27 protein-coding genes are annotated in these 22768 nt (G+C 71.1%); 18 read left to right on the top strand and 9 right to left on the bottom strand.

The annotated features are described in order from the left end of the window. Positions 1-91 precede the first annotated feature (91 nt). Both IEX84_RS02420 and IEX84_RS02425 read left to right on the top strand, forming a co-directional pair. Positions 92-1333, top strand: coding sequence for an Nramp family divalent metal transporter (locus IEX84_RS02420; RefSeq protein WP_188869434.1), 1242 nt, complete (start codon positions 92-94; stop codon positions 1331-1333). 62 nt (positions 1334-1395) lie between these two features. Further along, a complete protein-coding gene (locus IEX84_RS02425) occupies positions 1396-1542 on the top strand; it encodes a 50S ribosomal protein L40e (RefSeq protein ID WP_188869436.1) in 147 nt (48 codons plus the stop codon). A 62-nt stretch (positions 1543-1604) separates the two neighbouring features. Here the strand turns inward: IEX84_RS02425 and IEX84_RS02430 are convergent, their stop codons facing one another. Both IEX84_RS02430 and serS read right to left on the bottom strand, forming a co-directional pair. Next, positions 1605-2108, bottom strand: a complete 504-nt coding sequence (locus IEX84_RS02430; RefSeq protein WP_188869438.1) for a DUF367 family protein — start codon at positions 2106-2108, stop codon at positions 1605-1607. After that, positions 2108-3493 (bottom strand): serine--tRNA ligase, encoded by a 1386-nt coding sequence (gene serS / locus IEX84_RS02435; RefSeq protein ID WP_188869440.1) that lies wholly within the window; start codon positions 3491-3493, stop codon positions 2108-2110. Before serS ends, IEX84_RS02430 begins: the two co-directional genes overlap by 1 nt. A gap of 102 nt (positions 3494-3595) precedes the next feature. Here serS and IEX84_RS02440 point away from each other — a divergent pair, with 102 nt between their 5' ends. The 6 genes from IEX84_RS02440 to IEX84_RS02465 all read left to right on the top strand — a co-directional run bounded on the left by IEX84_RS02440 (position 3596) and on the right by IEX84_RS02465 (position 11222). After that, the gene (locus IEX84_RS02440) at positions 3596-4522 is read left to right on the top strand and encodes an MBL fold metallo-hydrolase (RefSeq protein WP_188869442.1); all 927 of its coding nucleotides are present in this window, start codon (positions 3596-3598) and stop codon (positions 4520-4522) included. A gap of 80 nt (positions 4523-4602) precedes the next feature. Continuing rightward, positions 4603-6477, top strand: coding sequence for a cation:proton antiporter domain-containing protein (locus tag IEX84_RS02445; RefSeq protein ID WP_188869444.1), 1875 nt, complete (start codon positions 4603-4605; stop codon positions 6475-6477). 90 nt (positions 6478-6567) lie between these two features. Next, positions 6568-7164 carry a GNAT family N-acetyltransferase gene (locus IEX84_RS02450; protein ID WP_188869446.1) on the top strand — a complete coding sequence of 199 codons (597 nt, stop codon included), beginning with the start codon at positions 6568-6570 and terminating at the stop codon, positions 7162-7164. Positions 7165-7227: 63 nt separating this feature from the next. Then, complete coding sequence (locus tag IEX84_RS02455; protein ID WP_188869448.1) at positions 7228-8940, top strand: flippase activity-associated protein Agl23; 1713 nt, start codon at positions 7228-7230, stop codon at positions 8938-8940. A gap of 111 nt (positions 8941-9051) precedes the next feature. Beyond that, entirely contained in the window at positions 9052-10395 is a 1344-nt protein-coding gene (locus IEX84_RS02460; protein WP_188869450.1) for an ATP-binding protein, read from the top strand. Between the two features lie 2 nt (positions 10396-10397). Next, entirely contained in the window at positions 10398-11222 is an 825-nt protein-coding gene (locus IEX84_RS02465) for an MBL fold metallo-hydrolase (protein WP_188869452.1), read from the top strand. Here the strand turns inward: IEX84_RS02465 and IEX84_RS02470 are convergent. The 3 genes from IEX84_RS02470 to IEX84_RS02480 form a co-directional block, all read right to left on the bottom strand. Beyond that, positions 11214-11555, bottom strand: a complete 342-nt coding sequence (locus IEX84_RS02470; protein WP_188869454.1) for a hypothetical protein — start codon at positions 11553-11555, stop codon at positions 11214-11216. The genes IEX84_RS02465 and IEX84_RS02470 overlap by 9 nt on opposite strands. A 41-nt stretch (positions 11556-11596) precedes the next feature. After that, entirely contained in the window at positions 11597-12571 is a 975-nt protein-coding gene (locus IEX84_RS02475) for a DUF5787 family protein (protein ID WP_188869456.1), read from the bottom strand. Positions 12572-12713: 142 nt separating this feature from the next. Beyond that, entirely contained in the window at positions 12714-13616 is a 903-nt protein-coding gene (locus tag IEX84_RS02480; RefSeq protein WP_188869458.1) for a ZIP family metal transporter, read from the bottom strand. Between the two features lie 209 nt (positions 13617-13825). Between IEX84_RS02480 and IEX84_RS02485 the strand changes: the two genes are divergently transcribed. Genes IEX84_RS02485 through IEX84_RS02505 form a run of 5 tightly spaced genes read left to right on the top strand, consistent with a single transcriptional unit; the run spans position 13826 to position 16748 of the window. Next, positions 13826-15064: a translation initiation factor IF-2 subunit gamma gene (locus IEX84_RS02485; RefSeq protein WP_188869460.1), complete on the top strand. Its 1239-nt coding sequence runs from the start codon at positions 13826-13828 to the stop codon at positions 15062-15064. A 3-nt stretch (positions 15065-15067) separates the two neighbouring features. Further along, complete coding sequence (locus tag IEX84_RS02490) at positions 15068-15451, top strand: twitching motility protein PilT (protein ID WP_188869462.1); 384 nt, start codon at positions 15068-15070, stop codon at positions 15449-15451. Further along, positions 15452-16012: a DNA-directed RNA polymerase gene (locus tag IEX84_RS02495; RefSeq protein WP_188869464.1), complete on the top strand. Its 561-nt coding sequence runs from the start codon at positions 15452-15454 to the stop codon at positions 16010-16012. It abuts the gene before it with no gap. A 1-nt stretch (position 16013) separates the two neighbouring features. Further along, a complete protein-coding gene (spt4, locus tag IEX84_RS02500; protein ID WP_188869467.1) occupies positions 16014-16211 on the top strand; it encodes a transcription elongation factor subunit Spt4 in 198 nt (65 codons plus the stop codon). Then, a complete protein-coding gene (locus tag IEX84_RS02505; protein ID WP_188869469.1) occupies positions 16212-16748 on the top strand; it encodes a GTP-dependent dephospho-CoA kinase family protein in 537 nt (178 codons plus the stop codon). On the opposite strand, the gene IEX84_RS02510 is transcribed toward IEX84_RS02505, so the two are convergent. Then, entirely contained in the window at positions 16742-16897 is a 156-nt protein-coding gene (locus IEX84_RS02510) for a hypothetical protein (protein WP_188869471.1), read from the bottom strand. The two genes, IEX84_RS02505 and IEX84_RS02510, sit on opposite strands and share 7 nt — an antisense overlap. Positions 16898-17189: 292 nt before the next feature. Here IEX84_RS02510 and IEX84_RS02515 point away from each other — a divergent pair, with 292 nt between their 5' ends. The 5 genes from IEX84_RS02515 (at position 17190) to rdgB (ending at position 20220) form a co-directional block, all read left to right on the top strand. Next, positions 17190-17498, top strand: a complete 309-nt coding sequence (locus IEX84_RS02515; protein WP_188869473.1) for a 30S ribosomal protein S24e — start codon at positions 17190-17192, stop codon at positions 17496-17498. Continuing rightward, a complete protein-coding gene (locus IEX84_RS02520) occupies positions 17498-17632 on the top strand; it encodes a 30S ribosomal protein S27ae (protein ID WP_188869475.1) in 135 nt (44 codons plus the stop codon). Before IEX84_RS02515 ends, IEX84_RS02520 begins: the two co-directional genes overlap by 1 nt. A 17-nt stretch (positions 17633-17649) precedes the next feature. Beyond that, complete coding sequence (locus tag IEX84_RS02525) at positions 17650-19311, top strand: bifunctional N(6)-L-threonylcarbamoyladenine synthase/serine/threonine protein kinase (protein ID WP_188869477.1); 1662 nt, start codon at positions 17650-17652, stop codon at positions 19309-19311. A 38-nt stretch (positions 19312-19349) separates the two neighbouring features. Next, positions 19350-19619: a DUF5808 domain-containing protein gene (locus tag IEX84_RS02530; RefSeq protein WP_188869479.1), complete on the top strand. Its 270-nt coding sequence runs from the start codon at positions 19350-19352 to the stop codon at positions 19617-19619. Positions 19620-19680: 61 nt separating this feature from the next. Then, positions 19681-20220, top strand: a complete 540-nt coding sequence (gene rdgB, locus IEX84_RS02535; RefSeq protein ID WP_188869481.1) for an RdgB/HAM1 family non-canonical purine NTP pyrophosphatase — start codon at positions 19681-19683, stop codon at positions 20218-20220. A gap of 8 nt (positions 20221-20228) precedes the next feature. On the opposite strand, the gene IEX84_RS02540 is transcribed toward rdgB, so the two are convergent. From IEX84_RS02540 to IEX84_RS02550, 3 genes are all read right to left on the bottom strand, one after another. Then, positions 20229-20714, bottom strand: coding sequence for a DUF7384 family protein (locus tag IEX84_RS02540; RefSeq protein WP_188869483.1), 486 nt, complete (start codon positions 20712-20714; stop codon positions 20229-20231). Positions 20715-20840: 126 nt separating this feature from the next. Then, complete coding sequence (locus tag IEX84_RS02545) at positions 20841-21806, bottom strand: ABC transporter ATP-binding protein (protein WP_209590277.1); 966 nt, start codon at positions 21804-21806, stop codon at positions 20841-20843. Then, positions 21806-22765, bottom strand: coding sequence for an ABC transporter permease (locus IEX84_RS02550; RefSeq protein WP_188869487.1), 960 nt, complete (start codon positions 22763-22765; stop codon positions 21806-21808). The genes IEX84_RS02545 and IEX84_RS02550 overlap by 1 nt, the downstream gene beginning before the upstream one ends. Positions 22766-22768 lie beyond the last annotated feature (3 nt).

Consider the following 22768-nt stretch of genomic DNA (forward strand, 5'->3'; position numbering starts at 1 on the left):
TCGCGACGCCGACGCCCCCACCAACGACGGCACCACGGTATGCGCCAACACAAAGAAATAAGATTAGACGTATCTAATCCTCGGCTACCTAATGTCGAATCGCGCGTTCTCGGTCCGCGAACTGCTGCGGTACCTCGGGCCGGGCTTTCTCATCTCCGTCGCGTACATGGACCCGGGGAACTGGGCGACGAACATCTCCGGGGGCGCGCGCTACGGCACCGCGCTCCTCTGGGTGATCGTCCTCGCCTCCCTCGTGGCGATGGGCATCCAGATCGTCGCCGCGAAACTCGGCATCGCCACCGGGAAGGGAATCGCCACCCTCTGCCGGGAGCGACTCCCCCAGCCCGTCGTCTACGTGCTCTGGGCGGCCGCCGAACTCGCCATGATCGCCACCGACATGGCCGAGATCATCGGCGCGGCCATCGGGTTCAGCCTCGTCTTCGGCCTCCCCCTCTGGGCGGGCGCGGTCCTCGCCGGAATCTCCAGTTTCGCCCTCCTGGGCGTTCGCTCGGCGCACCGCCGGGGCTTTCGCGCCATCGAGTTCGCCATCATGGCGCTCGTCGGCGTCATCGCGCTCGCGTTCGTCTTCGAGGTCGTCCTGGCGAGACCCGACCCGGCGAACGTCGCGCTCGGCCTCGCGCCCTCGATCCCGAGCGCCGACGCGCTCTACGTCGCCATCGGCATCCTCGGCGCGACCGTGATGCCCCACTCCGTCTACCTCCACCCCTACATCGTCCAGGACCGCCGCGCGGACCTCGTCGCCACGGCCGGCGACACCGAGGACGTCCACCGGCGACACTTCCGCTACGAGTCCATCGACACCGTCCTCGCGCTCTTCGGGGCGATGTTCGTCAACGCCGCGATGCTCGTCGTCGCCGCCGCCGCGCTCACCGGCACCGGAATCGAGACGCTCAACGAGGCCTACGTCACGCTCGCGGGCGTCTTCGGTCCGAACGCCAGCCTCGCCTTCGGCGTCGCGCTCATCGCCGCCGGCCTCTCCTCCTCGCTCGTCGCCACAATGGCCGGCCAGACCGTCATGGACGGCTTCCTCGACTGGAACGTCAACGTCTGGATACGGCGCTCCGTTACGCTCGTCCCGAGCCTCGCCGTCGTCGTCGCCGGCTTCGAGCCCACGAGCGTCCTCGTCGCCTCGCAGGTCGCCCTCTCCTTCGAGCTGCCGTTCGTCCTCATCCCTCTCGTCTACTTCACGCGCGAGGAGGGGCTCATGGGGTCGTTCGTCAACCGCACGAGCACCACGGGCGTCCTCGGCGTCGTGGTCGCCGTCATCGTCGCGCTCAACGGGTGGCTGCTCTACACGACGCTCCTCGGGTGACGGCGCGCGAGCGAGGGCCGCGATTCTAAAACCTTAACCGCCTCCGCGCCGATTTCGTCCGTATGGCCGAGCAAACCATCGAGGACCGCCTCCTCGGAAAGCAGATCTGCATGCGCTGTAACGCGCGCAACGCGAAGGAAGCGACGCAGTGCCGCAAGTGTGGCTACGGGAAGCTCCGCCCGAAGGCCCGCGAGCGCCGCGCGACGTAACGCCTTCTTCTTTCGTTCGCTGTTCTCGCACCCGGGAGCGACGGCGAACGCCGGTAATTCCGCTACTCGTCCGCGCCCGCGTCGAGGTACTCCTGTTGCACCGCGACCACCTCGGCCGAGTCGTCGCACGCGGCGTACCGCCGCAGGGGCTCCTCGTTCAGTTCGAGGAAGGTGTGCCCCCACCGGAACTTCGAGAGCACGTCCTCGGCGTGCTCGCGCTCCCCGAGGATGCAGAGCGCGCCCGCGAAGGCCTCCGCGGTGTTGAGCTGGAAGGGCTTGCCGTAGTTCACGGGGTTTGCGGCGACGAGGAACGGGAGCGCGCGGTGTTCGCCGGCCATCTCGAACATCGCGCGCTCGGCCGTCTCCCACGAGCAGTCGAGCGCGACGAGCGTCGAGTGGTCGGCGTCCGCGGGCGAGAGCGCGGTGTCCGCGTGGGGGTTGAGGACGAGCCCGTACGGCGTCGCCCGATTCGTCCGGTGGAGCTCGGCCATGTCGAAGCGCGCGAGCTTGCGCGCCGTGCACTTCTCGGGGTCGTCGTCGCCCTCGTAGCGGACGTGGAGGTCCACTACGCCTCGTCGCCCTCGCCGGCACCGAGCGCGCTCTCCCCGACCTTCTCGTGGCCCTCGATGACTTCCTGACCGCCCATGTAGGACTGGAGGGCTCCGGGGACGTCGACGGTGCCGTCCTCGTTCTGGTAGTATTCGAGGATGGCGACGACGACGCGCGGGACGGCGAGGCCGCTGCCGTTCAGCGTGTGAAGGTACTCCGCGGACTCGTGGGGCTCGGGCCGATAGCGGATGCCCGCACGCCGCGCCTGGAAGTCCTCGAAGTTCGAGACGGAGGAGACCTCGAGCCACCGCCCGCCTTCTGCGGGGCCCTCGTCCATGTCGTCGCCGGGCGCCCACACCTCGATGTCGTACTTCTTCGCCTGCGTGAAGCCCAGGTCGCCCGTACACATCTCGAGGATACGGTAGGGGAGCCCGAGGCGGCGGAGGACCTCCTCCGCCTCGTCGACGAGGCCCGCGAAGCGCTCGTCGCTCTCCTCGGGGCGGACGAAGTTCACCATCTCGACCTTGTTGAACTGGTGAACGCGGACGATGCCCCGGGTCTCGGTCCCGTGCTCGCCGGCCTCGCGGCGGAAGTTCGGCGAGTATGCCTGGTGTTTCAGCGGGAGGTCGTCGCCGAGCAGTATCTCGTCGCGGTACATGTTCGTGACGGGGACCTCGGCGGTCGGGAGGAGCCAGAGGTCGTCGTCGTCGTAGTCGGCCTCGTTGACGTCGCCGACGCGGTAGGCGTCCTCGACGAACTTCGGGAACTGACCGGTGCCCTCCATCGACGCCGAGTTGACCGGAATCGGCGGGAAGACGTCCGTGTACCCCTGCTCGCGGTGGACGTCGAGCATGAACTGGACGAGGGCGTGTTCGAGGCGCGCGCCCGCGCCCTTGGCGAAGTAGAAGCCCCCGCCGGAGACCTTCGCGCCGCGCTCGAAGTCGAGGATGTCGAGCTCCTCGCCGAGGTCGTAGTGTGGCACCACCTCGTCGGGCAGCTCGCGCAGGTCGTCGAAGCCCTCGCGGCGGCGCTCGACGTTCTCGGACTCGTCCGCGCCGACGGGCACGTCGTCCTGCGGGACCTGCGGGAGCGTCAGCAGGAGGCGTTCGAGCTCGGTTTCGAGTTCGTCCGCGCGCTCCTCGACGTCCGCGAGTTCGTCCTTGAGCGACTGGGAGCGCTCGATGGCCTCCTGGGCGGCCTCCTCCTTTCCCGCCTGTTTCAGCTGGCCGATCTCCGAGGAGACCTCGTTGCGCTCGTGTCTGAGGTCGTCGCCCCGTCGTTTGCGGTCGCGCCACTCCTCGTCGATCTCCAGTATCCGATCCAGGTCCGCGTCGACCCCCTTCTTCTCCAGGGCGTCGCGCACGACGTCCGGGTTCTCCCGAACGAACTGCCGGCTGAGCATACGTACGTGTTCCCGTCGGCGGGCAAAACGGTGACGGGACGCGGCCACCCCGCGCGCCGATGCGGCGGCGCTTTTTTCGCGCTCCCGACCGCAGGTGGCGGTATGCCACCGACCGACACGTCCCCCGGCGACGTCGCGCGCGTCGACGCCTGCACGGACGTCCACTACGTCGACACGGGGATGTACGACACGCCCGGCTACGGCGCGGTGTACGTCCTCGACGGCGAACGCCCCGCGGTGCTCGATACGGGTATCGGCACGCACCACGACCGCGTCCTCGACGCCCTCGACGCGGTCGGAATCGCCCGCGAGGACCTCGCCGCCATCGTCGTCTCGCACGTCCACCTCGACCACGCGGGCGGCGCGGGCTTCCTCGCCGCGGCCTGCCCGAACGCCGACGTCTACGTCCACGAGGTCGGCGCGCCCCACCTCGTCGATCCCGCGGACCTCGTCGCGGGCACGAAGCGCGCCGTCGGCGACCAGTGGCGCTACTACGTGGAGCCCGAACCCGTCCCCGAGGACCGGGTCGTCGAACTCGTCGACGGCGACGCCATCGACCTCGGCGACCGGACGCTCACCGCACACCACGCGCCCGGCCACGCGCCCCACCAGGTCGTCCTCGAGGACGACCGCGACGGCTTCGTCCACACCGCGGACGCCGCGGGCATCTGGGTGCCCGCGCTCGGCGAGGTCCACGAGACGAGCCCGCCGCCGAACTTCGACCTGGAGACCTGCCTCGACGACGTCGAGACGATCCGCGGGTGCGACCCCGACGTCCTGCTCTACCCGCACTTCGGGCCGGTCGCGGAGGACGTCGACGGGGTTCTCGACGACTACGCGGACACCCTCACGGAGTGGGTGGCGCGCGTCCGCGAGAAGCGCGCGGAACTCGACGACGACGAGGCCGTCGAGCGCTATTTCGCGGAGCGGACGGCGCTCGACGGCGTCTGGCCGGCGCACAAGGCCGCGGAGGAGGTGGCGATGAACGTCCGCGGGGTTCTAGTCGCACTCGATAGAGGACTGGCATAAACACCGCCGGACGGTCGTGGAATTCCGCGCCGCGACCACCCCCATTTATTGCATATCCCCCAAAAGTACCAACTGGTACCGTGTCCGGATCGTCACTCATCTCACTCGTCGCGCTCATCCTCGTGCTGGGCGTCCTCGCTCAGCTCGTCGCCGCGCGACTCCGCGTTCCGAGCGTGTTGTTCCTCATCCTCGCGGGCGTCTTCGTCGGGCCGGTGTTCGGTCTCATCGGCCGCGATACGTTCGGGGGCGCGCTCTCCGGAATCGTCGGGGTGAGCGTCGCCATCATCGTCTTCGAGGGCGCGTTCCACCTCAAACTAGAGAAGTTACGCGAAGCGCCCCGTGAGACGCTGCGGCTCGTGACGCTCGGGGCGGCGGTGGCGTTGCTCGGGACGGCGATCCTCGTCCGAGTGCTCCTCGGCCAGCCGTGGGACGTCGCGTTCCTCATCGGGGCGCTCCTCGTCGCCACGGGGCCGACCGTCATCACGCCGATCCTCGAAGTCGTGCCGGTGCGCGACCGGGTCGGCGCGTCGCTCGAAACCGAGGGCGTCGTGAACGACGTCACGGCGGCCGTCATCGCCGTCGTCGCCTTCGAGGTCGTCACCGCCGAAGCCGCGACGACGAGCGAAGTCATCACCGCGTTCTCCGCGCGCATCGGCGTCGGCGTCGTCGCCGGCCTCGTCGTCGCGACCATCGCGTGGGTTGTCCTCCGACAGATCGACCTCTCGCCCGGCAACGCCGTGCAGAATGCCCGGCTCGTCACGCTCGCCAGCGCGCTCGCCGCCTACGGGCTCGCGGAGCTCAGCGGCCTCGGCGAGGCCGGCCTCCCGGCGGTGGCGACCGCGGGCATCATCCTCGGGAACGCCGACCTCCCCTACGAGGAGGAGATAGAGACGTTCAAGGGCGACATCACGCTCGTCGTCCTCTCCTTCGTCTTCATCGCCCTCGCCTCGCTGCTCTCGCTGAGCGACCTCCTGCGGTTCGGAATCGCGGGCGTCGCGGTCGCCGCCGGGGCGGCCCTCGTCGTCCGGCCGCTCGGCGTCTTCGTCTCCACGTTCGGTGATCGCTTCACGATGGCCGAGCGGACGTTCATCAGTTTCGTCGGCCCGCGCGGGATCATCCCCGCGTCCGTGGCGACGCTCTTCGCGGTCCAGTTGCGCTCCGCCGGGATGGAGGGCGCAGCGAACGCGCTCGTCAGCGTCGTCTTCCTCACCATCCTCCTCACGGTCGTGTTCGAGGGCGGCCTCGCGAGGCACATCGCGGAATACCTCGACGTCATACCCATGCGTGTCATCATCGTCGGCGGCGGCACCGTCGGTCGCGCGCTCGCAGAGCGCCTCGAAGACCGCGGTGAGAACGTCGTCATCGTCGAAATGGACGAATCGACCATCGAACTCACGCGCGAACGCGGCTTCACGGTCCACGCCGGCGACGGCACGGACATGGACGTGTTGCGCGCCGCGGGCATCGAGAACGCGAAGATCGTCGTCACCGCGACCGGCGACGACGACGCGAACCTCCTCGTCAGCCAGCTCGTCGACTCGAAGTTCGACCCCGAGACCATCATCGCGCGGGTCAACAACCCCGACAACGTCGACGCGTTCAGCGAGCTCGGCGTCCGCGCCGTCTCCTCCTCGCTCGCCACGGCGTGGAGCATCGACAACCTCATCGAGCGCCCCGCGCTCTCCAACTGGATGACCGAGATCGGCCGCTCGGGCGACGTCCAGGAGATCGAGGTCACGGCGGACGACCTCGTCGGGCGCACCATCGGCGAACTCGACGAGCACCTCCCGAACGGCTGCATCATCGCGCTCGTCGGCCGCGACGGCGAGAACTCCGTGCCGAGCGAGGACTTCACCCTGCAGGCGGGCGACCACCTCACCTTCCTCGGGCGCAAGGAGGCGGTCCGGGAGGCCATCGAGCGCTGTCACCCCTCGTCGGCCGCCGGCAAGGAGTGAGCGCGTGAGCCGCCCGAACCGGACACGCGGAGGCGTCGCGCTCGCGGCCACGGTCGCGGCCGCCGCCCGTCGTCGCCGTTCGCGGGTGGCGTGAGCGACGCGACGCTCCGCCTCGCTCGTCCCGACGACGCGGCCGCGGTCCGCCGTATCTACGCGCCGTACGTCGAGGGAACGTCGATAACCTTCGAGACGTCGCCGCCGAGCGTCGCGGCCTGCCGCGAGCGCATCGCGGACACCCTCCCCGACTACCCGTGGCTCGTCTGCGAGCGCGACGGCGAGGTCGTCGGCTACGCGAGCGCCGGCCCGGTCCGCGCGTACGACGCCTTCGAGTGGGCCGTCGAGAGCTCCGTCTACGTCGCCGAGTCCGCGCAGGGCGAGGGAATCGGGCGCGCGCTCTACGAGGCGTTGCTCGCGCTCCTCGACGAGCAGGGGTACGCCGTCGTCTACGGCGTCGTGACGCTCCCGAACGAGGCGAGCGTCGCGCTCCACGAGTCCCTCGGCTTCGAGCGCGAGGCGACGTTCGCGGGGATGGGGTACAAGCACGGCGCGTGGCACGACGTCGGGTGGTGGTCGCGCGCCCTCGGCGAACGCCCCGCGGACCCCGACCCGCCGCGGGCGCTCACGGCCGTCCGGAGCCGCGCGGCGTGGAACGATGCCCTCGGGTCGCTCGCCCCGGACGACGCGTGAGACCGTGCCGGCGGCCCGGCGCGTCTCCTAAAGCGTTTTAGGAGCCACCACCCACGTATCGCTATGGACCAGCGTCTCCGCCGGTTCAGCCGCCCGCTCCCCGTCCTCCTCGTCGTCAGCGCGCTCGCGCTCCTCGCCCGCGTCGTCGCGCTCGGCGCGCGCGTCGCCCACCAGGACGAGGGGCGCGTGGCCGACTGGGTCCTCCACTACATGACGGTCGGGCAGTGGCAGTACCGCCCGATAATCCACGGCCCCTTCCTCCCGCACGTCAACGGCGTCGTCTTCTCGTTGTTCGGCGCGAGCGACGTCACGATGCGCCTCGTCGCCGCCGTCTTCGGCGGTCTCCTCCCGCTCTGCGCCTACCTCTACCGCGACCGGTTGCGCGACGACGAGGTCGTCGCCTTCGGGCTGTTGCTCGCCGCGAGCCCCGCGCTCCTCTACTACTCGCGGTTCATGCGCAACGACCTGCTCGTCGCCGCCTGCATGATGGCCGCGCTCGGCTTCTGGTCGCGGGCGCACGCGACCCGCCGAGTGCGCTACGTCCTCGCGGGGACGCTCCCGTTCGCCCTCGCGTTCACGATGAAGGAGAACGCCCTCCTCTACCCGGTCGCGTGGCTCGGCGCTGGCGTCCTCGTCCTCGACAGACACCTGCTCGCCGCCGCGCTGAGCGAACGCGGCCTCGTCGAATCCGTCGTCGGGACCGGCCGCGAGTGGGTGCGCGCGGCGCGCGGCGAAGGTCGCACCGTCGCCGCGTTCTGCCTCTCGGTGCCCGCGGCGCTCCTCGTCTTCTTCGCCGTCGTCGTCGCGTTCTACGCGCCGATACCCGACGTGTACGGGATGTTCGACGGTGTCGGGGCGTTCGTGCACGTCGTCGAGACCGCGACGCTCGACACGTGGCACGCGTTCGTCGACACGTGGGCGCACGAGGGGATGAGCAGTCACTCCACCGTCGACTTCCTCGGTCGCCTCCTGAAGATCGTCGGCCTCACCGCGACCGTCACCTGCGCGTTCGCGCTCGTCGGCTTCGCGCGCGAGCGCTACGGGCGCGGCCGGACGCGGAACCTCGTCGAGTTCTGCTTCTACTGGGGGGCGGCGAGCATCTTCGGCTACGCGGTCGTGACGGACATCCTCGCGGGTTGGCTCGCCACGCACGTCGTCGCGCCGCTCGCGCTCCCCGCCGCGGTCGGCCTCGCGTGGGTGTACCGCGTCGCCAAGCGCGGCTACGCCGCCGGGGAGCCGATAACGTTCCGCCTCGCCGCCGCGGTCCTGCTCGTGAGCGCGGCGACCCTCGGCGGCACCGCGGCGTACACGAGCTACGCCGCACCCCAAGAGAGCGAGACGAACCCGCTCGTCCAGTACGCCCAGCCCGCGGGCGACATGAAACCGACGCTCGCCGAAATCGAGACGGTCGCCGCGACGCACGAGGGCATCGACGTGATGTTCTACGGCGAGGAGTTCTACAACCCGAACGACCTCGACGAACCGCCGTCGCTGGACATCGAGAGCGGCGGCTATCCGGGTTGGTTCGAGCGCCTCCCGCTCCCGTGGTACTTCGACCGGTACGACGCGCGCGTCGGGAGCACGACCGAGCGAAGCGTCCTCGGCGAGCGCCAGCCGCCGGTCGTAATCGCCCTCGAATCCCAGGCGGACGACGTCCGGAGCGCGCTCGACGCCGACGCCTACACCGAACGCACCCACCAGGGCTACCAGTCCGACCGGCCGCTCGTCTTCTTCGTGCGCGACGACGCGGCGGACGACGAGCGCGACGCGTCGTGAGCGGCACGGCATGAACGGTGAAGGCACGGCGAGAGGCGACCGGCACGGCGAGAGCCGCGGCGGTCGGTCGTCCGACGGTCTTATGCGGCGGGGGCGTCAATTCCGGGGGTAATGACCGACCGGGCGCTCGACGTCGTGGAATTCCTCCTGACCGCACGCGTCTACGAGCGCGACACCGACCTCGACGAGAACGACCTCCCGCCGGCCGTCCGGAGCGCGCTCTGGGACGGCGACGGCGTCCCCCGACCCCCGCAAGCGACCGCCGAGGCCGTCGCGGAGGCGACCGACGTCGCCGACCCGTGGGACGAGGTGGCGAGCCTGATGTTCACGGAACAGGACTCCTTCTCGGGGCGCATCCGCCTCGTGGACGACGACATGGCGAAGGAGTGGTACGCGAACCGCGCGGAGGCCCCGCGCATCCAGGCGAACCCCGCGCTCGCCGCGACCTACGAGGACGACTTCGACGACGTCGACTACGCGGCCGCCCGCGAGGCCAACCGGCCCGTGCAGGCCGACCCGCAGTGGATCGACGGCCTCCTCGAGGACATGTTCGACGAGGACGACGAGGAGATGCTCGACCTCGTGGAGGTCCAGGCCCCCGCGGAGATCGAGACGACGCTCGACGACCTCGTGTTGACGGACGAACAGCAGACCGAGACGCAGAAGGTCTCGAAGGCCATCGAACACCGCGACTACCTCGCGCAGGTGGGCCTCGTCGAGGTGGGCAAACTCCTCTTCGTCGGCCCGCCGGGCACCGGGAAGACCTCGACGGCGCGGGGGCTCGCCCACCGCCTCGACCTGCCGTTCGTCGAGGTGAAGCTGTCGATGATAACGAGTCAGTACCTCGGGGAAACCGCGAAGAACGTCGAGAAGGTCTTCGAGGTCGCAAAGCGCCTCGCGCCCTGCGTGCTCTTCATCGACGAGTTCGATTTCGTGGCGAAGACCCGGACGAGTGACGAGCACGCGGCTATCAAGCGCGCCGTCAACACCCTGCTGAAGGCCATCGACGAGATGAGCCTCGTGAAGGACGACGTGCTGCTCGTGGGGGCGACGAACCACCCGGACGAGCTCGACGCCGCGGTGTGGCGGCGCTTCGACGAAATCCTGAGCTTCCCGAAGCCCACGAAGCCGATGCGCGCCGACATCCTGCGAATCGTCACGCGCGGCATCGAGGTGGAGGACTTCGACCCCGAGGCGCTCGCCGCGAACACCGAGGGGCTGACCGGGAGCGACCTGCGGCTCGTCCTCCGCGAGGCCGTCCTGGACGCGCTCGTCGAGGACCGCACCACGCTCTCGCAGGCCGACCTCCTCGACGCCGTCGAGTCCTTCGAGGAGCGCGACCACCTCCGGAACCTCGACAGCCTGGAGGAGGCGGTGGAGACGGACGACGAGGGGGCGCACGACCACGGGCACGACCACGACCACGAGCACGCGCCCGCCGACGCGGACGACTAGGGATGCGCGTGACGCTGCTCGGGACGGGCGACACCGCGGGGACGCCGCGACCCGGCTGCGACTGCGACACCTGCCTCGCGGCGCGCGAGCGCGGCGTCGAGCGCACCCGCTCGTCCGTCCACGTCGTCAACGAGTCGACGGGCGACGTCCTCCTCCTCGACGCGAGCCCGGACTTCCGCCAGCAGTTCCTCCGCGAGGGGGTGTCGCTTCCCGACGCCGCCGTCATCACGCACATCCACTTCGATCACTTGGACGGCTTGGGCAACGTCTATCGCCTCCTCGACCACCTCCCGGTGTACGCCGCGGACGAGACGGACCCGAAGACGGGCGAGAGCGTCGCCGAGACGGTGCGACGCAAGTACGACTACCTCGACACCGTGAGCGTCCAACCGCGGACGCCCCACGAGTCCTTCCGGGTCTGTGGCTTCGACGTCACGCTCGTCCCCGTCGACCATCCCCCGTTGCTCACGTACGGCCTCGTCGTCGAGGAACCCGAGACGGGCGCGACACTCGCGCTCTCCGGGGACACGAGCTACCGGGTACCCGAGAGCTCCCGGGACGCCCTGCGCGACGCCGACCTCCTGCTCGCGGACGGCATCGTCCCCGCGAGCCTCTGCGACTACCACCCGCTCGGCGGCCGCGACGAGGACGCCGACGGCGTCCCGCGGACGTTCGGCACGAAGCACATGACGAAGGAGGGCGCGGTGGCGCTCGCGGACGACCTGAACGCCGAGGAGTTGCGCGTCGTCCACGTCGCGCACCGCTACCCGCCCGAGGAGGCCTTCGCGGAGCCGCTGGCGGTGGACGGCGAGACGTTCTCACTCTGAGCGGGCGTGCGCGACGCCGGCCGCGAAGCCGAGCCACGCGAGCGCGAGGCCGAGGAGCGCCGGCGCGTACGCGAACCCGCCGTCGGAACCGACCGCGAGGGCGAACGCGCCGAGCGTCGAGACGGCCGTGAACGCCGCGGCGACGGCGCTCCCGCGCTCGCGGAGGACCGGTGCGGGGTTCGCGGCGACGAGCGTCGCCGCCGCGGTCGCCGTGACGAGGAGGCCGCCGAGGAGCAGCGGGTCGCGGGTGTCCGTCGCCCCGAGACCGGTCACGAGGAGGCCGACGACGACGCCGACGAGCGCGTGGCGAACGCGGCGGGCGGGAGAAGGCATAGAGGAGCGTGGAGCCGCACGGTGTTAGTCGTTCGCCGCGCTCACTCTGACGTCCACCGACCGAGGCCGGCCTGCGTGCGCGCGCTCGCCGCGTCGGGGTCCCACGCCTGTCGGGCGGCGCGTTCGCCTTCCGGGTCGACGGCGGGCGGGTCGGCCGGGTCGTGGCCGGGACAGTCGGGGCCGCACTCGGCGGCGGGGTCGACGAGGCGGCCCTCGTAGGCGCAGAAGGGGAGCGTCGTCGCGCCGGCCTCGCGGCCGCGCTCGGCGTTCGCGCACGCCGGGAGGTCGTAGGTCCGCCACCCCTTCCCGTAGGCGCGCTCGGCGACGCGGCGGCGCTGCGTCGCCTTCGCCGCGGGCGAGACCGACGCTATCTCGCGCCGGCCGGGGTGGGCGTCGCCGGGTTCGAGCCCCCAGCCGTCGGCGTCGAGGCGCGTCGGTTCGCGCACCACCGTAATCGGCTCCGCGGCGTCGACGTCGACGCGCCAGACGCCGACCGCGGGCGGGAGGCGGTTGAGGTGCGCGCGCGTCACGTACGACTCGGTGGCGAGTATCGAGAAATCGAGGACGCCGAGCGAGACGTCGTGGCGGAGTTGCGCGGCGAGGTTCCCGGGTTCCCCGAGGTCGGGTTTGTTCTCGATGCCGACGAGGTCGCCGACCCAGTCGGGATAGCGCGCGGTCCGGCGGACGACCGCGTGGCCGTCGCGCCGGTCGAGTTCGAAGAAGCCCGCGTCGCGGCCGCGCTCCGCGATGTCGCGGGCCCGGGCGGGCGGCGCGTCGACGGCGTCGGTGACGCGTCGCCACCGGCCGACGCCGACGTCGGCCTTGATGGCGGCGGCGGGTATCGCGTCCGGGGTGAGCCGCGTTCGAGCGTCGAACTCGGGGCCGCGGGTGAGACAGACGACGTCGACGATGCGTCCGGCGGCGGCGCGGACGCTCGTCCCGAGTTGGCGCGCCACCACGGGGTACTCCCGTTCGAGGCGGGCGCAGAGCCGGAGTTCGAACGCGAACTCGCGCATGAAGGGCGGGACGGGCGGCGCGCGGTTAAGCGCCGCGCCGACGCGGCGTGTCGTGGGGGTCGGTCCGACGCCGCGGCGCGGGTCGGCGGGGGTCGCGGTGAATGGGTGTGGGCGCGTCTCGCGAGTCGAGACGCCAGCGTCCTCAGGCGGCGAGCGCGACGTCGAGGGTGAGCATCACCATCAGGCCGGCCATCGTGCCGAGGGTGGCGGTGCGCTCGTAGCCCCGAGCGTGGCTCTCCGGGATTATCTCGTCGGAGATGACGTAGAGCATCGCGCCGGCGGCGAACCCCATCGCGTAGGGGAGAATCGGGGTGGCGACGAGGACGGCCCACGCGCCGAAGACGGCGACGGGCACCTCGACGAGGCCGGCGCGCAGGCCCGTCACCATCGCGTAGAAGCGCGTGCCGAGGCCGGCGTTCCGCGCGGCGATGGCGACCGCGAGCCCCTCCGGGATGTTCTGGATGCCGATGGCGAGCATCAGCGGGAGCGCCTCGCCGAGGTCGCCGGTGCCGAAGCCGACGCCGACCGCGAGGCCCTCGGGCATGTTGTGGAGCGTGATGGCGACGATGAAGAGGAGGACGGAGGCGAGGCGGCCGTCGACGTCGGGGCCGCGGTCGTCGCCCGACGCCGCGGGAGCCGTCTGGTCGTCCGCGTCGGCGTCGCCGGCGTCGCCGTCGCTCGCGGCGTCCGTCCCGCGCTTCGCGGCGTCCGGTCGCTTGCGGCCCGTGACGAGCACGTGGACGTGGGGCACCCAGCGGTCCGCGCGGTCGAGGGCGAGGACGCCGAGCGCGAGGCCGACGAGGACGGGGAGGAGACCGCCGGCGTCGATTCCCGGGAGGATGAGGCTCGTGAAGCTCGCGGCGAGCATCACGCCCGCGGCGAAGCCGAGCGCGCCGTCGAGCGCGCGCTCCGAGGGATCGCGCCAGACGACGATACCGAGCGCTCCCACGAGGTTGAGCGCGGCGATGACGACGCCGCCGACGAACGCCTGCACGATGGGGTCGGTGCCGGTGAAACCGACGAACGCGTCCGCGAGCGCGCTCATCCGGCCCGTTCGGCGGCGGCGGTCGGTCGGCGCGCGGTCGTGGATGGGGGTCGCTGCATGGCGGCCGTAGGCGGAGAGAGGAGTTAGTTCCCCGTGCCGGCGAACGGCGCGGTCGTGTGAGGGAGCGACACGGCCTGAGAACCGCCGCGACGCCGCCGAATCGGGGGCTTTATCATTTCCGCAGGGCGAAGTGCCCGCAAGATTACTGCATGGCAGGAACTCATCGCCAACCGGAGGTGAACATCGGTCTCGTCGGGCACGTCGACCACGGCAAGACGACGCTCGTCCGTGCGCTGTCCGGCGAATGGACCGATCAGCACTCCGAGGAGATGAAACGCGGCATCTCCATCCGGCTGGGCTACGCGGACGCGACGTTCCGGCGCTGCCCGGAGGAGGAGCCCCCCGAGTGTTACACGGTCGAGGAGCGCTGTTCCGAGCACGACGTCGACACCGACGTCCTACGGACGGTGTCGTTCGTCGACGCGCCCGGGCACGAGACGCTGATGGCGACGATGCTCTCCGGGGCGTCCCTCATGGACGGCGCGGTACTCGTCGTCGGCGCGAACGAGGAGGTGCCCCAGCCCCAGACCGAGGAGCACCTGATGGCGCTCGACATCATCGGCATCGAGAACGTCGTCATCGCGCAGAACAAGGTCGACCTCGTCGACGGCGAGCAGGCCCGCGAGAACTACGAGCAGATACAGGAGTTCGTCGAGGGCACCGTCGCCGAGGACGCCCCCGTCGTTCCCGTGTCCGCCGAACAGGAGATCAACCTCGACGTCCTCATCGAGACCATCGAGGAGGAGATTCCGACGCCCGAGCGCGACCCCGACGCCGACCCCCGGATGTACGTCGCGCGCTCCTTCGACATCAACCGCCCCGGCACCACGTGGGAGGGGCTCACCGGCGGCGTTCTCGGGGGGAGCCTCGTCGCGGGCGAACTCGACGTCGACGACGACCTCGAACTCCGGCCGGGCCGCGAGGTCGAGGAGGGCGGCCAATCCGAGTGGCAGTCCATCACGACGACCGTCCGCTCGCTCCAGGCTGGCGGCGAGGACGTCGACACCGTCACGCCCGGCGGCTTGCTGGGCGTGGGGACCGGCCTCGACCCGAGCATGACGAAGGGCGACGCGCTCGCCGGGCAGGTCGCCGGCCACCCCGAGGCGCTCCCGCCGACGTGGGAGTCCTTCGAGATGGAGGTCGACCTCCTCGAACGGCTCGTCGGCGCGGAGGAGGGCGAGACCATCGACGACATCAACACCGGCGAACCGCTGATGCTCACCGTCGGCACCGCCACCACCGTCGGCGCGGTCACGTCCGCGCGCGAGGGCGAGTGCGAGGTGAACCTCAAGCGCCCGGTCTGCGCCGAGGAGGGCGACGTCATCGCCATCAACCGCCGCGTCGGCGCGCGCTGGCGCCTCATCGGCATCGGCCGCCTACAGGGGTAACAGATGACGGAACGGGTCGCACTCGACGCGAACGCGCTGATGATGCCGGTCGAGGTCGGCGTTCGCGTCTTCGAGGAACTGGATCGGGTCTGCGGCGACTACGACCCGGTCGTCCCGGACGTCGTCGCCGACGAACTCGCGTCGCTCGCCGACGGTAACGGCGAGGAGGCGACGGCGGCGGCGGTCGGCACGGACCTCGCGGCCCGCTGTAGCGACCAGGAGACGGACGGACAGTACGCGGACGACGAGATCGTCGCGCTCGCAGACGCGGGCGCGGTCGACGTCGTCTGCACGAACGACGGCCCCCTCCGCGAGCGCGTGCTCGCGGCCGGTACCCCGGTGGTCCACCTCCGGGGCCGGAACCGACTCACACGCACGCACCCATAGATGTACAAGCGCGCACGCCTGAAGGACACGGTAGAAGTACCCCCGGAGCACCTGGCGGACGTCTCGCCGGACCTGGTGAAACGCTTACTCCAGGACAAACTCGAGGGGCGCATGGACGAGGACCTCGGTAGCGTCGTCACGGTGACGGAGGTCCACGAGATCGGCGACGGTGCGGTCCTCCCGAACCGCCCCGGCGTCTACTACGAGGCGGAGTTCGACGCCGTCACGTTCGACCCCGAGATGCAGGAGGTCATCGACGGCGAGGTCGTCGAGGTCGTGAACTTCGGGGCGTTCGTCGGCATCGGTCCCGTCGACGGCCTGCTCCACGTCAGTCAGATTTCCGACGAGTACCTCGCGTACGACGAGCAGAACCAGCAGCTCGCGAGCCGCGAGTCCGGCGACGTGCTCAGCGTCGACGACGCGGTCCGCGCGCGGATCGTCACGAAGAGCATCGACGAGCGCAACCCGCGCGAGTCGAAGATCGGCCTCACCGCCAAACAGCCCGGCCTCGGCAAACACGAGTGGCTCCGCAAGGCCGACGAGAACCCGGAGGCCGAGTAGGATGGCGTCGAACCGCCTCGCCTGCCACGACTGCCACCGGATCGTCGAGCCCGACGAGGACGTCTGTCCCTACTGCGGGTCGAACGACCTCACGGAGGACTGGGCGGGCTACGTCGTCATCACGCACCCCGGCTCCTCCGAGATCGCGGAGAAGATGGAGGTCACGGAAGCGGGCGAGTACGCGCTGAAAGTCAGGTAGATGGGGACCGTCGCGTCGCTGCCGAAGAGCGCGCGCGCGTCCTTCAAGGAGCCCCTCGGGCCCGTCTTCACGGACGCCCACGAGCTGCTCGCGGACGCGGGCGACCCCATCATCGCCGTCGGCGACGTCGTAAACTCCCACCTCGGACGCGCGGGCGTCACGCCGCACGTCGCGGTCGTCGACGGGAAGACCGAGCGCGAGCGCGTCGCCGACGCGGTGCTCGACGACATCCCCGAGACGCCGCGAAGCGTCGCGGTCGCCTCGGAGCCGGGGACGCTCTCCGCGGAGCTCATCGAGGCGCTGCGCGACGCCATCGCCGCCGCGGAGCCGACGCGGATCGACGTGACGGGCGAGGAGGACCTCGCGACCGTACCGGCGGTCCTGCTCGCGCCCGCGGACGCCTCGATAGTGTATGGCCAACCCGGCGAGGGGATGGTGCGCGCGAACGTCACTACGGGCCTCCGCGAGCGCGTGCGGGAGCTCGCCGAGGAGTTGGAGACGGAAGCGGCGTTCTGGGACCTCGTCGAGCGTCAGTAGTCGGCGAGCCACGCGCCGACGACGAACGCGGCCGCGAGAAACCCGAGGAGGAGCCCCAGCGCCGCGAAGACGCCCGTCGACGCCGAGTTGAGGAACCACCCGAACAGCAACAGCGCGAGCCCGGCGCGCTGCGCCGACGCCGTGCTCATCGGACCACCGGGGTGGGCATACGCGCCGGGAGGGGCGTGACGAGCAAAAACGTTCGGCCGACCCGACGGACCACGGTCGCCCGTGTTCGCGCGACGAGCGGTCCGTCAGGACCCGAACGGTCGCCGGTTCGCTCGCCGTCAGGCGAGGCGCAAACGACCCCGTAGGGGTCGTGCAGCGCTTTTGGCCGAGCTTTTGCCAGCGCAGAGCGCGCCTCCGGCGCGCTCAAGCGCGGCAAAAGGTCGTTCGTAATGCTTTTACTCGGTTCGGCGCCTTAGTGAATGACAACTGACCATGGAAATCGAAATCCTGAGCGAGGAGGGCAATCCGCTCCTCCACAGAGACGAGGTCCAGTTCGAGATTACGCACGACGAGGCGACGCCGTCGCGGCTCTCCGTCCGCGACTCGCTGGCGGCGACGCTGGACAAGGACAGCGACGAGGTCGTCGTCCGCAGCCTCGACACGAAGTTCGGGATGCGCAAGACCGTGGGCTACGCGAAGGTCTACGAGTCCCCCGACGCCGCCATCGACGTCGAGCAGGGCCACATGCTCGAGCGCAACAAGATCGAGGCCGAGGCCGAGGAAGCGGAGGCTGAGGAGTAATGCCCCGCTCCGACTACTACAACGACGACGGCACGACGTCGAAGGAGCAGTGTCCGCGCTGCGGCGACACCTTCCTCGCGGAGCACTCGGACCGCGAGCACTGCGGGAAGTGCGGCTACACCGAGTGGAAGTAACGCGCTAACGTTTTTTCATGCGCGTCGTCGGGATCGAAGGGACGGCGTGGTGTGCGAGCGCCGCGGTGTTCGACACGGAGCGTGATCGCGTCCGAATCGAGTCCGACGCGTACGAACCGGAGAGCGGCGGCATTCACCCGCGCGAGGCCGCAGAGCACATGCGGGAGGCGATTCCGTCGGTCATCGAGGCGACGCTGGCGAACGCCGACGGTCCCATCGACGCGGTGGCGTTCGCGCGCGGACCGGGCATCGGGCCGTGTCTCCGCATCGTCGGGTCGGCGGCGCGCGCGCTCGCCCAGGGCCTCGACGTCCCGCTCGTCGGCGTGAACCACATGGTGGCGCACCTGGAGATCGGTCGTCATCGCTCGGGGTTCGACTCGCCGGTGTGTCTGAACGCCTCGGGGGCGAACGCGCACGTCCTCGGCTACCACAACGGCCGCTATCGCGTGCTCGGCGAGACGATGGACACGGGCGTCGGGAACGCCCTCGATAAGTTCACGCGCCACGTCGGCTGGTCGCATCCGGGCGGCCCGAAGGTCGAGGAGCACGCGAAGCGCGGCGAGTACGTCCCGCTCCCGTACGTCGTGAAGGGGATGGACTTCTCGTTCTCGGGAATCATGAGCGCCGCGAAGGACGCCTACGACGACGGGACGCCGGTCGAGGACGTCTGTCGGGGGTTGGAGGAGACGGTGTTCGGGATGCTGACGGAGGTCGCCGAACGCGCCCTCTCGTTGACGGGGCGCGACGAGCTCGTCCTGGGCGGCGGCGTCGGGCAGAACGCCCGCCTCCGCGGGATGCTGGAGGCGATGTGCGAGCAGCGCGGCGCGGAGTTCTACGCGCCCGAGGGTCGATTCCTCCGGGACAACGCGGGGATGGTCGCGGTGCTCGGCGCGAAGATGTACGCGGCGGGCGACACGCTCGCCGTCGCGGACTCCGCGGTGGACCCGGACTACCGGCCGGACGAGGTGCCGGTGACGTGGCGCGGCGACGCGGAGGACGTGTTGCTCGGCGGCACTGGTACCGACGCGGGCGGCGACCTCCGCGGCGCGGAGGCCATCGTCGACGTGCGCGGGGACGAAGTGTCGAAGACCCGCCGGCCGAAGGGGTATCGCCACGACGCGCTGGACGCGCGCCTCCGACGGGAGCGGACGACGAGCGAGGCGCGCCTGCTCTCGGAGGCGCGCCGGGTCGGCGTCCCGACGCCCGTGCTCTCGGACGTCGACGTCCCGGAGAGCACGCTGACGATGGCGCGCGTCGGCGACACCGACCTGCGCGACGCGCTGAGCGAGGAGCGCGTCGCGGCGGTCGCCGAGCACCTCGCGGCGATACACGAGGCGGGGTTCGTCCACGGCGACCCGACGACGCGGAACGCACGCGTCGCGCACGACGTGGCGCGGGACGAGCGGGCGGGAGCGGACGCGACACGCGCTTCGGCGTACGACTCGCCAGGGGGCGAGTGGGGCAAGCGCGTCCACCTCATCGACTTCGGACTCGGCTACTACACGGACGACGTCGAGGATTACGCGATGGACCTCCGGGTCTTCGAGGGGTCTATCAGGGGGACGGCGGACGACCCCGACCCGCTGGTCGCGGCGGCGGAGGCGGCGTACCGCGAGGCGGGCGATTCCGACGTCGTCGCGCGCCTGCGCGAGGTCGAGGAGCGCGGGCGCTACCGATAGCGAAAAGCTTCTTGCCGCGGCCGGTCGTAGCCCGAGACATGCCCGAGAAGCCCACGTCCGGCGAGCTGTTCGGCGTCCCGTACAACTTCGAGCGCCCGTCGCTCTCGAACATGCTGAAGGCCTACTGGCAGCCCGGCGAGGGGATGCTCGTCGAGAAGCCGTTCGGCGTCGGCTACACGCTGAACCTCGCGAACTGGCGGTCGTGGATCGTCCTCGCCGTCGCGGGCGTCCTCCTCTGGCAGCAACAGCAGGGCGAGGGCGAGGACGGCGCGGTCGACGAGGCCGTCGAAGTCGTCGTCGACGAGTAACGGTACCGGCCACCGCGTCGAATCCCCGATTCCTTTTGGCGGTGCGGTGCTCGCTACGCGTATGAGTCTCCTGTTCGTGACGACGAACGCGGGGAAGGTGCGCGAGGCGCGTGACTACCTCGACGCCGACGTGACACAGTTCGACTACGACTACGCGGAGGTCCAGAGCGACGACCTCGGGGAAATCGCGGCGCGCGGCGCGCGCGAGGCCTACGAGGCCGCGGGCGGTGACGACCCGGTTATCGTCGACGACTCGGGGCTGTTCGTCGGCGGCCTCGATGGGTTCCCGGGGCCGTACTCCTCGTACGTGGAGGACACGCTCGGCATCGAGCGCGTCTGGGAGCTCGCCGCGGACCTCGACGACCGGGCGGCGGCGTTCCGCTCCGTCGTCGCGTACGCGGACGGCGAGACGGTCGAGACCTTCACGGGAGAGGTGCCGGGGCGAATCGTCGCGCCGCGCGGGACCGGCGGCTTCGGCTTCGACCCGATCTTCGAACACGACGGCGAGACGTTCGCGGAGATGGACACCGAGGCGAAGAACGTCGTCTCGCACCGCGGGCGCGCGCTTGCGTCGCTCGCGGAGTGGCTCGCGGAGCGCTGAGAGGGCGCTCAGGCGCGCGGGTCGCGGTCCGGGCCGGGGTAGTCGCCGCCGACGACCACGGGGTAGAGCCGCTCGGGGTCGAAGAGACGCGCGAAACCGTCCGGCGGCGAGAAGCTCACGGTGACGTACTTCTTCACGGTCGCGTTCGTCTGTGCGCTCCGCAGCGACTCGTCGAAGGTGAGGACGCGCGCGGCGTCGCCGTGCGCGGCCGAGGCGAGCGCGGGATGGTCGCCATCGGGGTGCTCGACGAGCGTCGCCCGCGCTGCGACCTTCTCGCGCCAGTCGGCGGCGAGGGCGTCGTCGGCGAGGTCGGCGAGCACTGCTTCCGCGTCGTCGAGCAGCGCCTCGCTCGCCACGAGCGTCATCCACGAGTGCGCGCGCACGACGTCGAGGGCGTCGCGGGCGGCCCCGCCGACGAGGAGGTCCGCGGCGAGGACGTCGGCGTCGGCGACGACCCGCGAGACGTCCGGTTCGTCCGGGTCGTGACTACGCATCGTCCCCCCGACGCTCGGTGAGGGCCTCGCGGACGTCGTCGAGGGCGACGTCGTACTCCGCACCACGCTCGAAGAGGGCGTCCCAGCGTTCCATACGCGACGGCGAGGGCCGGCGCGCGGATAAAGTCACGCGTCGGCGTCGCGTCCCCCGTCCGGGATGGCGTGCCAGCGCTCGGACGGGACGGCGACGGTCGTCTCTTCCGGGGGGTCGTTCGGCGCGTACGCGACGAGTTCGGCGTCGCCGACGGCGAGCGTGACGCGGTGGGCGGCGTCCTCGCGGACGGCGCGAGTGACACGCGCGGGGACCCCGTCGGGCGCGTCGACGCCGATGCGGACGTGTTCGGGGCGGACGGCGAGCGTGCCGGCGGGCGCGTCGAGTCCCGCGGGGAGGGCGGCGCTCTCGACGACGGTCGCGCCGGTGAAGGCGGCGACGAAGCGGGTCGCGGGGCGCTCGAAGACGTCCGCAACGGGGCCGACCTGTGCGACGCGGCCGTCGCGGAGGACGGCGACGCGGTCGGCGACGGCGCGCGCGGTCGTCCGGTCGTGGGTGACGTACACCGCCGTCTCGTCGGCGAGGACGTCGACGAGGTCGTCGCGGAGGCGCTCGCGCGTGGGCGCGTCGAGCGCGGAGAGCGGTTCGTCGAGGAGAAAGACGTCGGGGCGGACGCAGAGCGCGCGCGCGAGCGCGACGCGCTGTTTCTCGCCGCCGGAGAGCGTCCCGGGGAAGCGTTCGGCGAGGTCGGCGACGCCGAGGCGGGCGAGGAGGGCGTCGGGGTCGCGGGCGTCCTCGTGGTACTTCGCGCCGAAGGCGACGTTCTCGCGGACGCTGCGGTGCTCGAAGAGCGCGTACTGCTGGAAGACGAAACCGAAGCCGCGTTCCTCGGGCGGGACGCCGTCGAGCGAGCGGCCGTCGAGTTCGAGACGGCCCGCGTGGTCGTGGAAGCCCGCGAGGAGTTCGAGGAGGAGCGTCTTGCCGCTCCCCGAGGGGCCGAGGAGACAAAGCGTCTCGCCGTCGCGGACGGCGAGGTCGGCGGCGACGTCGAAGGTCGTGGCGTCGTCGCGGAAGGCGGCGCGGACGTCGAAGCGAAGCACTAGCGCCACCCCCCTGTCTCGCGGGTGAGCGCGCGGACGACGAGGAAGACGACGACGCAGACGGCGAGGAGGCAGACGGCGACGGCGACGGCGGCATCGAAGTTCACGTCGAGTTCACGGACGACGAAGACGGAGCCGAACATCGCCTGCACGCGCTCGCCGGCGGGCGGGTAGAAGACGGTGACGTTGTAGGCGACGACGGCGACGGCACCGTACTCGGAGACGGCGCGCGCCCACGAGAGGACGGCCCCGGAGAGGACGCCGCGAACGGCGAGCGGCGCGGTGACGCGGCGGAAGGTCTCGAAGCGCGACGCGCCGAGCGAGCGCGCGGCACGTTCGGCGTCGCGGTCGACCGTCTCGAACCCCTCGCGCGCGCCGTTGACGGCGTAGGGCGCGCTGACGAACGTGAGCGCGAGTACGAGGCCGGGGACGGCACCGAGGACGGGGAGCGACGGGAGCGCACCGCCCTCACCGAACGCGAGGAGGACGGCGAGGCCGGCGACGCTGTGCGGGACGACGAGCGGGAGGTCGACGAGCGCCTCGACGACCGGGCGGCCCGCGAAGTCGCGGCGCAACAGGAGCGCGAGCGGGACGCCGAGGAGACAGGCGAGCAGCGTGGCGAGCAGCGGGCCGTAGACGGAGAGGTAGAGCGTCCGCCGGACGTCGGGGCGCGCGAGCGCGGCGAGCACGCTCTCGGGCGACGCGACAGTGACGAGCGTAACGAGCGGGTAGACGAGTGCGACGAGGAGCGCGCCGCCGAGGCAGGCGGCGACGACGCCGAACGCGCCGCGGTCGGCGAGCGCGCCGAGACAGGCGGCGCTGACGACGGCGAAGACGACGTACAGGGTGGGACGACCGAGGGCGTCGGCGACGAGGAACGCCGCGACCTGTACGGCGGCGACGGCGAGCACGAGCACGCGGCGACCGACGGACGACGCGGCCGGACGGACGGCGACCACGGG

The organism is Halarchaeum rubridurum (genome assembly GCF_014647115.1).
GTDB lineage: Archaea > Halobacteriota > Halobacteria > Halobacteriales > Halobacteriaceae > Halarchaeum > Halarchaeum rubridurum.

Excerpts from the sequence above, each read along its gene's own strand:
- IEX84_RS02490 (WP_188869462.1), top strand. The coding sequence starts at position 15,068 with ATGACGGAACGGGTCGCACTCGACGCGAACGCGCTGATGATGCCGGTC.
- IEX84_RS02505 (WP_188869469.1), top strand. The coding sequence starts at position 16,212 with ATGGGGACCGTCGCGTCGCTGCCGAAGAGCGCGCGCGCGTCCTTCAAG.
- IEX84_RS02530 (WP_188869479.1), top strand. The coding sequence starts at position 19,350 with ATGCCCGAGAAGCCCACGTCCGGCGAGCTGTTCGGCGTCCCGTACAAC.
- IEX84_RS02480 (WP_188869458.1), bottom strand. The coding sequence starts at position 13,616 with ATGAGCGCGCTCGCGGACGCGTTCGTCGGTTTCACCGGCACCGACCCC.
- serS (WP_188869440.1), bottom strand. The coding sequence starts at position 3,493 with ATGCTCAGCCGGCAGTTCGTTCGGGAGAACCCGGACGTCGTGCGCGAC.
- IEX84_RS02465 (WP_188869452.1), top strand. The coding sequence starts at position 10,398 with ATGCGCGTGACGCTGCTCGGGACGGGCGACACCGCGGGGACGCCGCGA.
- IEX84_RS02510 (WP_188869471.1), bottom strand. The coding sequence starts at position 16,897 with ATGAGCACGGCGTCGGCGCAGCGCGCCGGGCTCGCGCTGTTGCTGTTC.
- IEX84_RS02515 (WP_188869473.1), top strand. The coding sequence starts at position 17,190 with ATGGAAATCGAAATCCTGAGCGAGGAGGGCAATCCGCTCCTCCACAGA.
- IEX84_RS02420 (WP_188869434.1), top strand. The coding sequence starts at position 92 with ATGTCGAATCGCGCGTTCTCGGTCCGCGAACTGCTGCGGTACCTCGGG.
- IEX84_RS02495 (WP_188869464.1), top strand. The coding sequence starts at position 15,452 with ATGTACAAGCGCGCACGCCTGAAGGACACGGTAGAAGTACCCCCGGAG.
- IEX84_RS02460 (WP_188869450.1), top strand. The coding sequence starts at position 9,052 with ATGACCGACCGGGCGCTCGACGTCGTGGAATTCCTCCTGACCGCACGC.
- IEX84_RS02540 (WP_188869483.1), bottom strand. The coding sequence starts at position 20,714 with ATGCGTAGTCACGACCCGGACGAACCGGACGTCTCGCGGGTCGTCGCC.
- IEX84_RS02485 (WP_188869460.1), top strand. The coding sequence starts at position 13,826 with ATGGCAGGAACTCATCGCCAACCGGAGGTGAACATCGGTCTCGTCGGG.
- spt4 (WP_188869467.1), top strand. The coding sequence starts at position 16,014 with ATGGCGTCGAACCGCCTCGCCTGCCACGACTGCCACCGGATCGTCGAG.
- IEX84_RS02455 (WP_188869448.1), top strand. The coding sequence starts at position 7,228 with ATGGACCAGCGTCTCCGCCGGTTCAGCCGCCCGCTCCCCGTCCTCCTC.
- IEX84_RS02475 (WP_188869456.1), bottom strand. The coding sequence starts at position 12,571 with ATGCGCGAGTTCGCGTTCGAACTCCGGCTCTGCGCCCGCCTCGAACGG.
- IEX84_RS02470 (WP_188869454.1), bottom strand. The coding sequence starts at position 11,555 with ATGCCTTCTCCCGCCCGCCGCGTTCGCCACGCGCTCGTCGGCGTCGTC.
- IEX84_RS02525 (WP_188869477.1), top strand. The coding sequence starts at position 17,650 with ATGCGCGTCGTCGGGATCGAAGGGACGGCGTGGTGTGCGAGCGCCGCG.
- IEX84_RS02520 (WP_188869475.1), top strand. The coding sequence starts at position 17,498 with ATGCCCCGCTCCGACTACTACAACGACGACGGCACGACGTCGAAGGAG.
- IEX84_RS02425 (WP_188869436.1), top strand. The coding sequence starts at position 1,396 with ATGGCCGAGCAAACCATCGAGGACCGCCTCCTCGGAAAGCAGATCTGC.
- rdgB (WP_188869481.1), top strand. The coding sequence starts at position 19,681 with ATGAGTCTCCTGTTCGTGACGACGAACGCGGGGAAGGTGCGCGAGGCG.
- IEX84_RS02440 (WP_188869442.1), top strand. The coding sequence starts at position 3,596 with ATGCCACCGACCGACACGTCCCCCGGCGACGTCGCGCGCGTCGACGCC.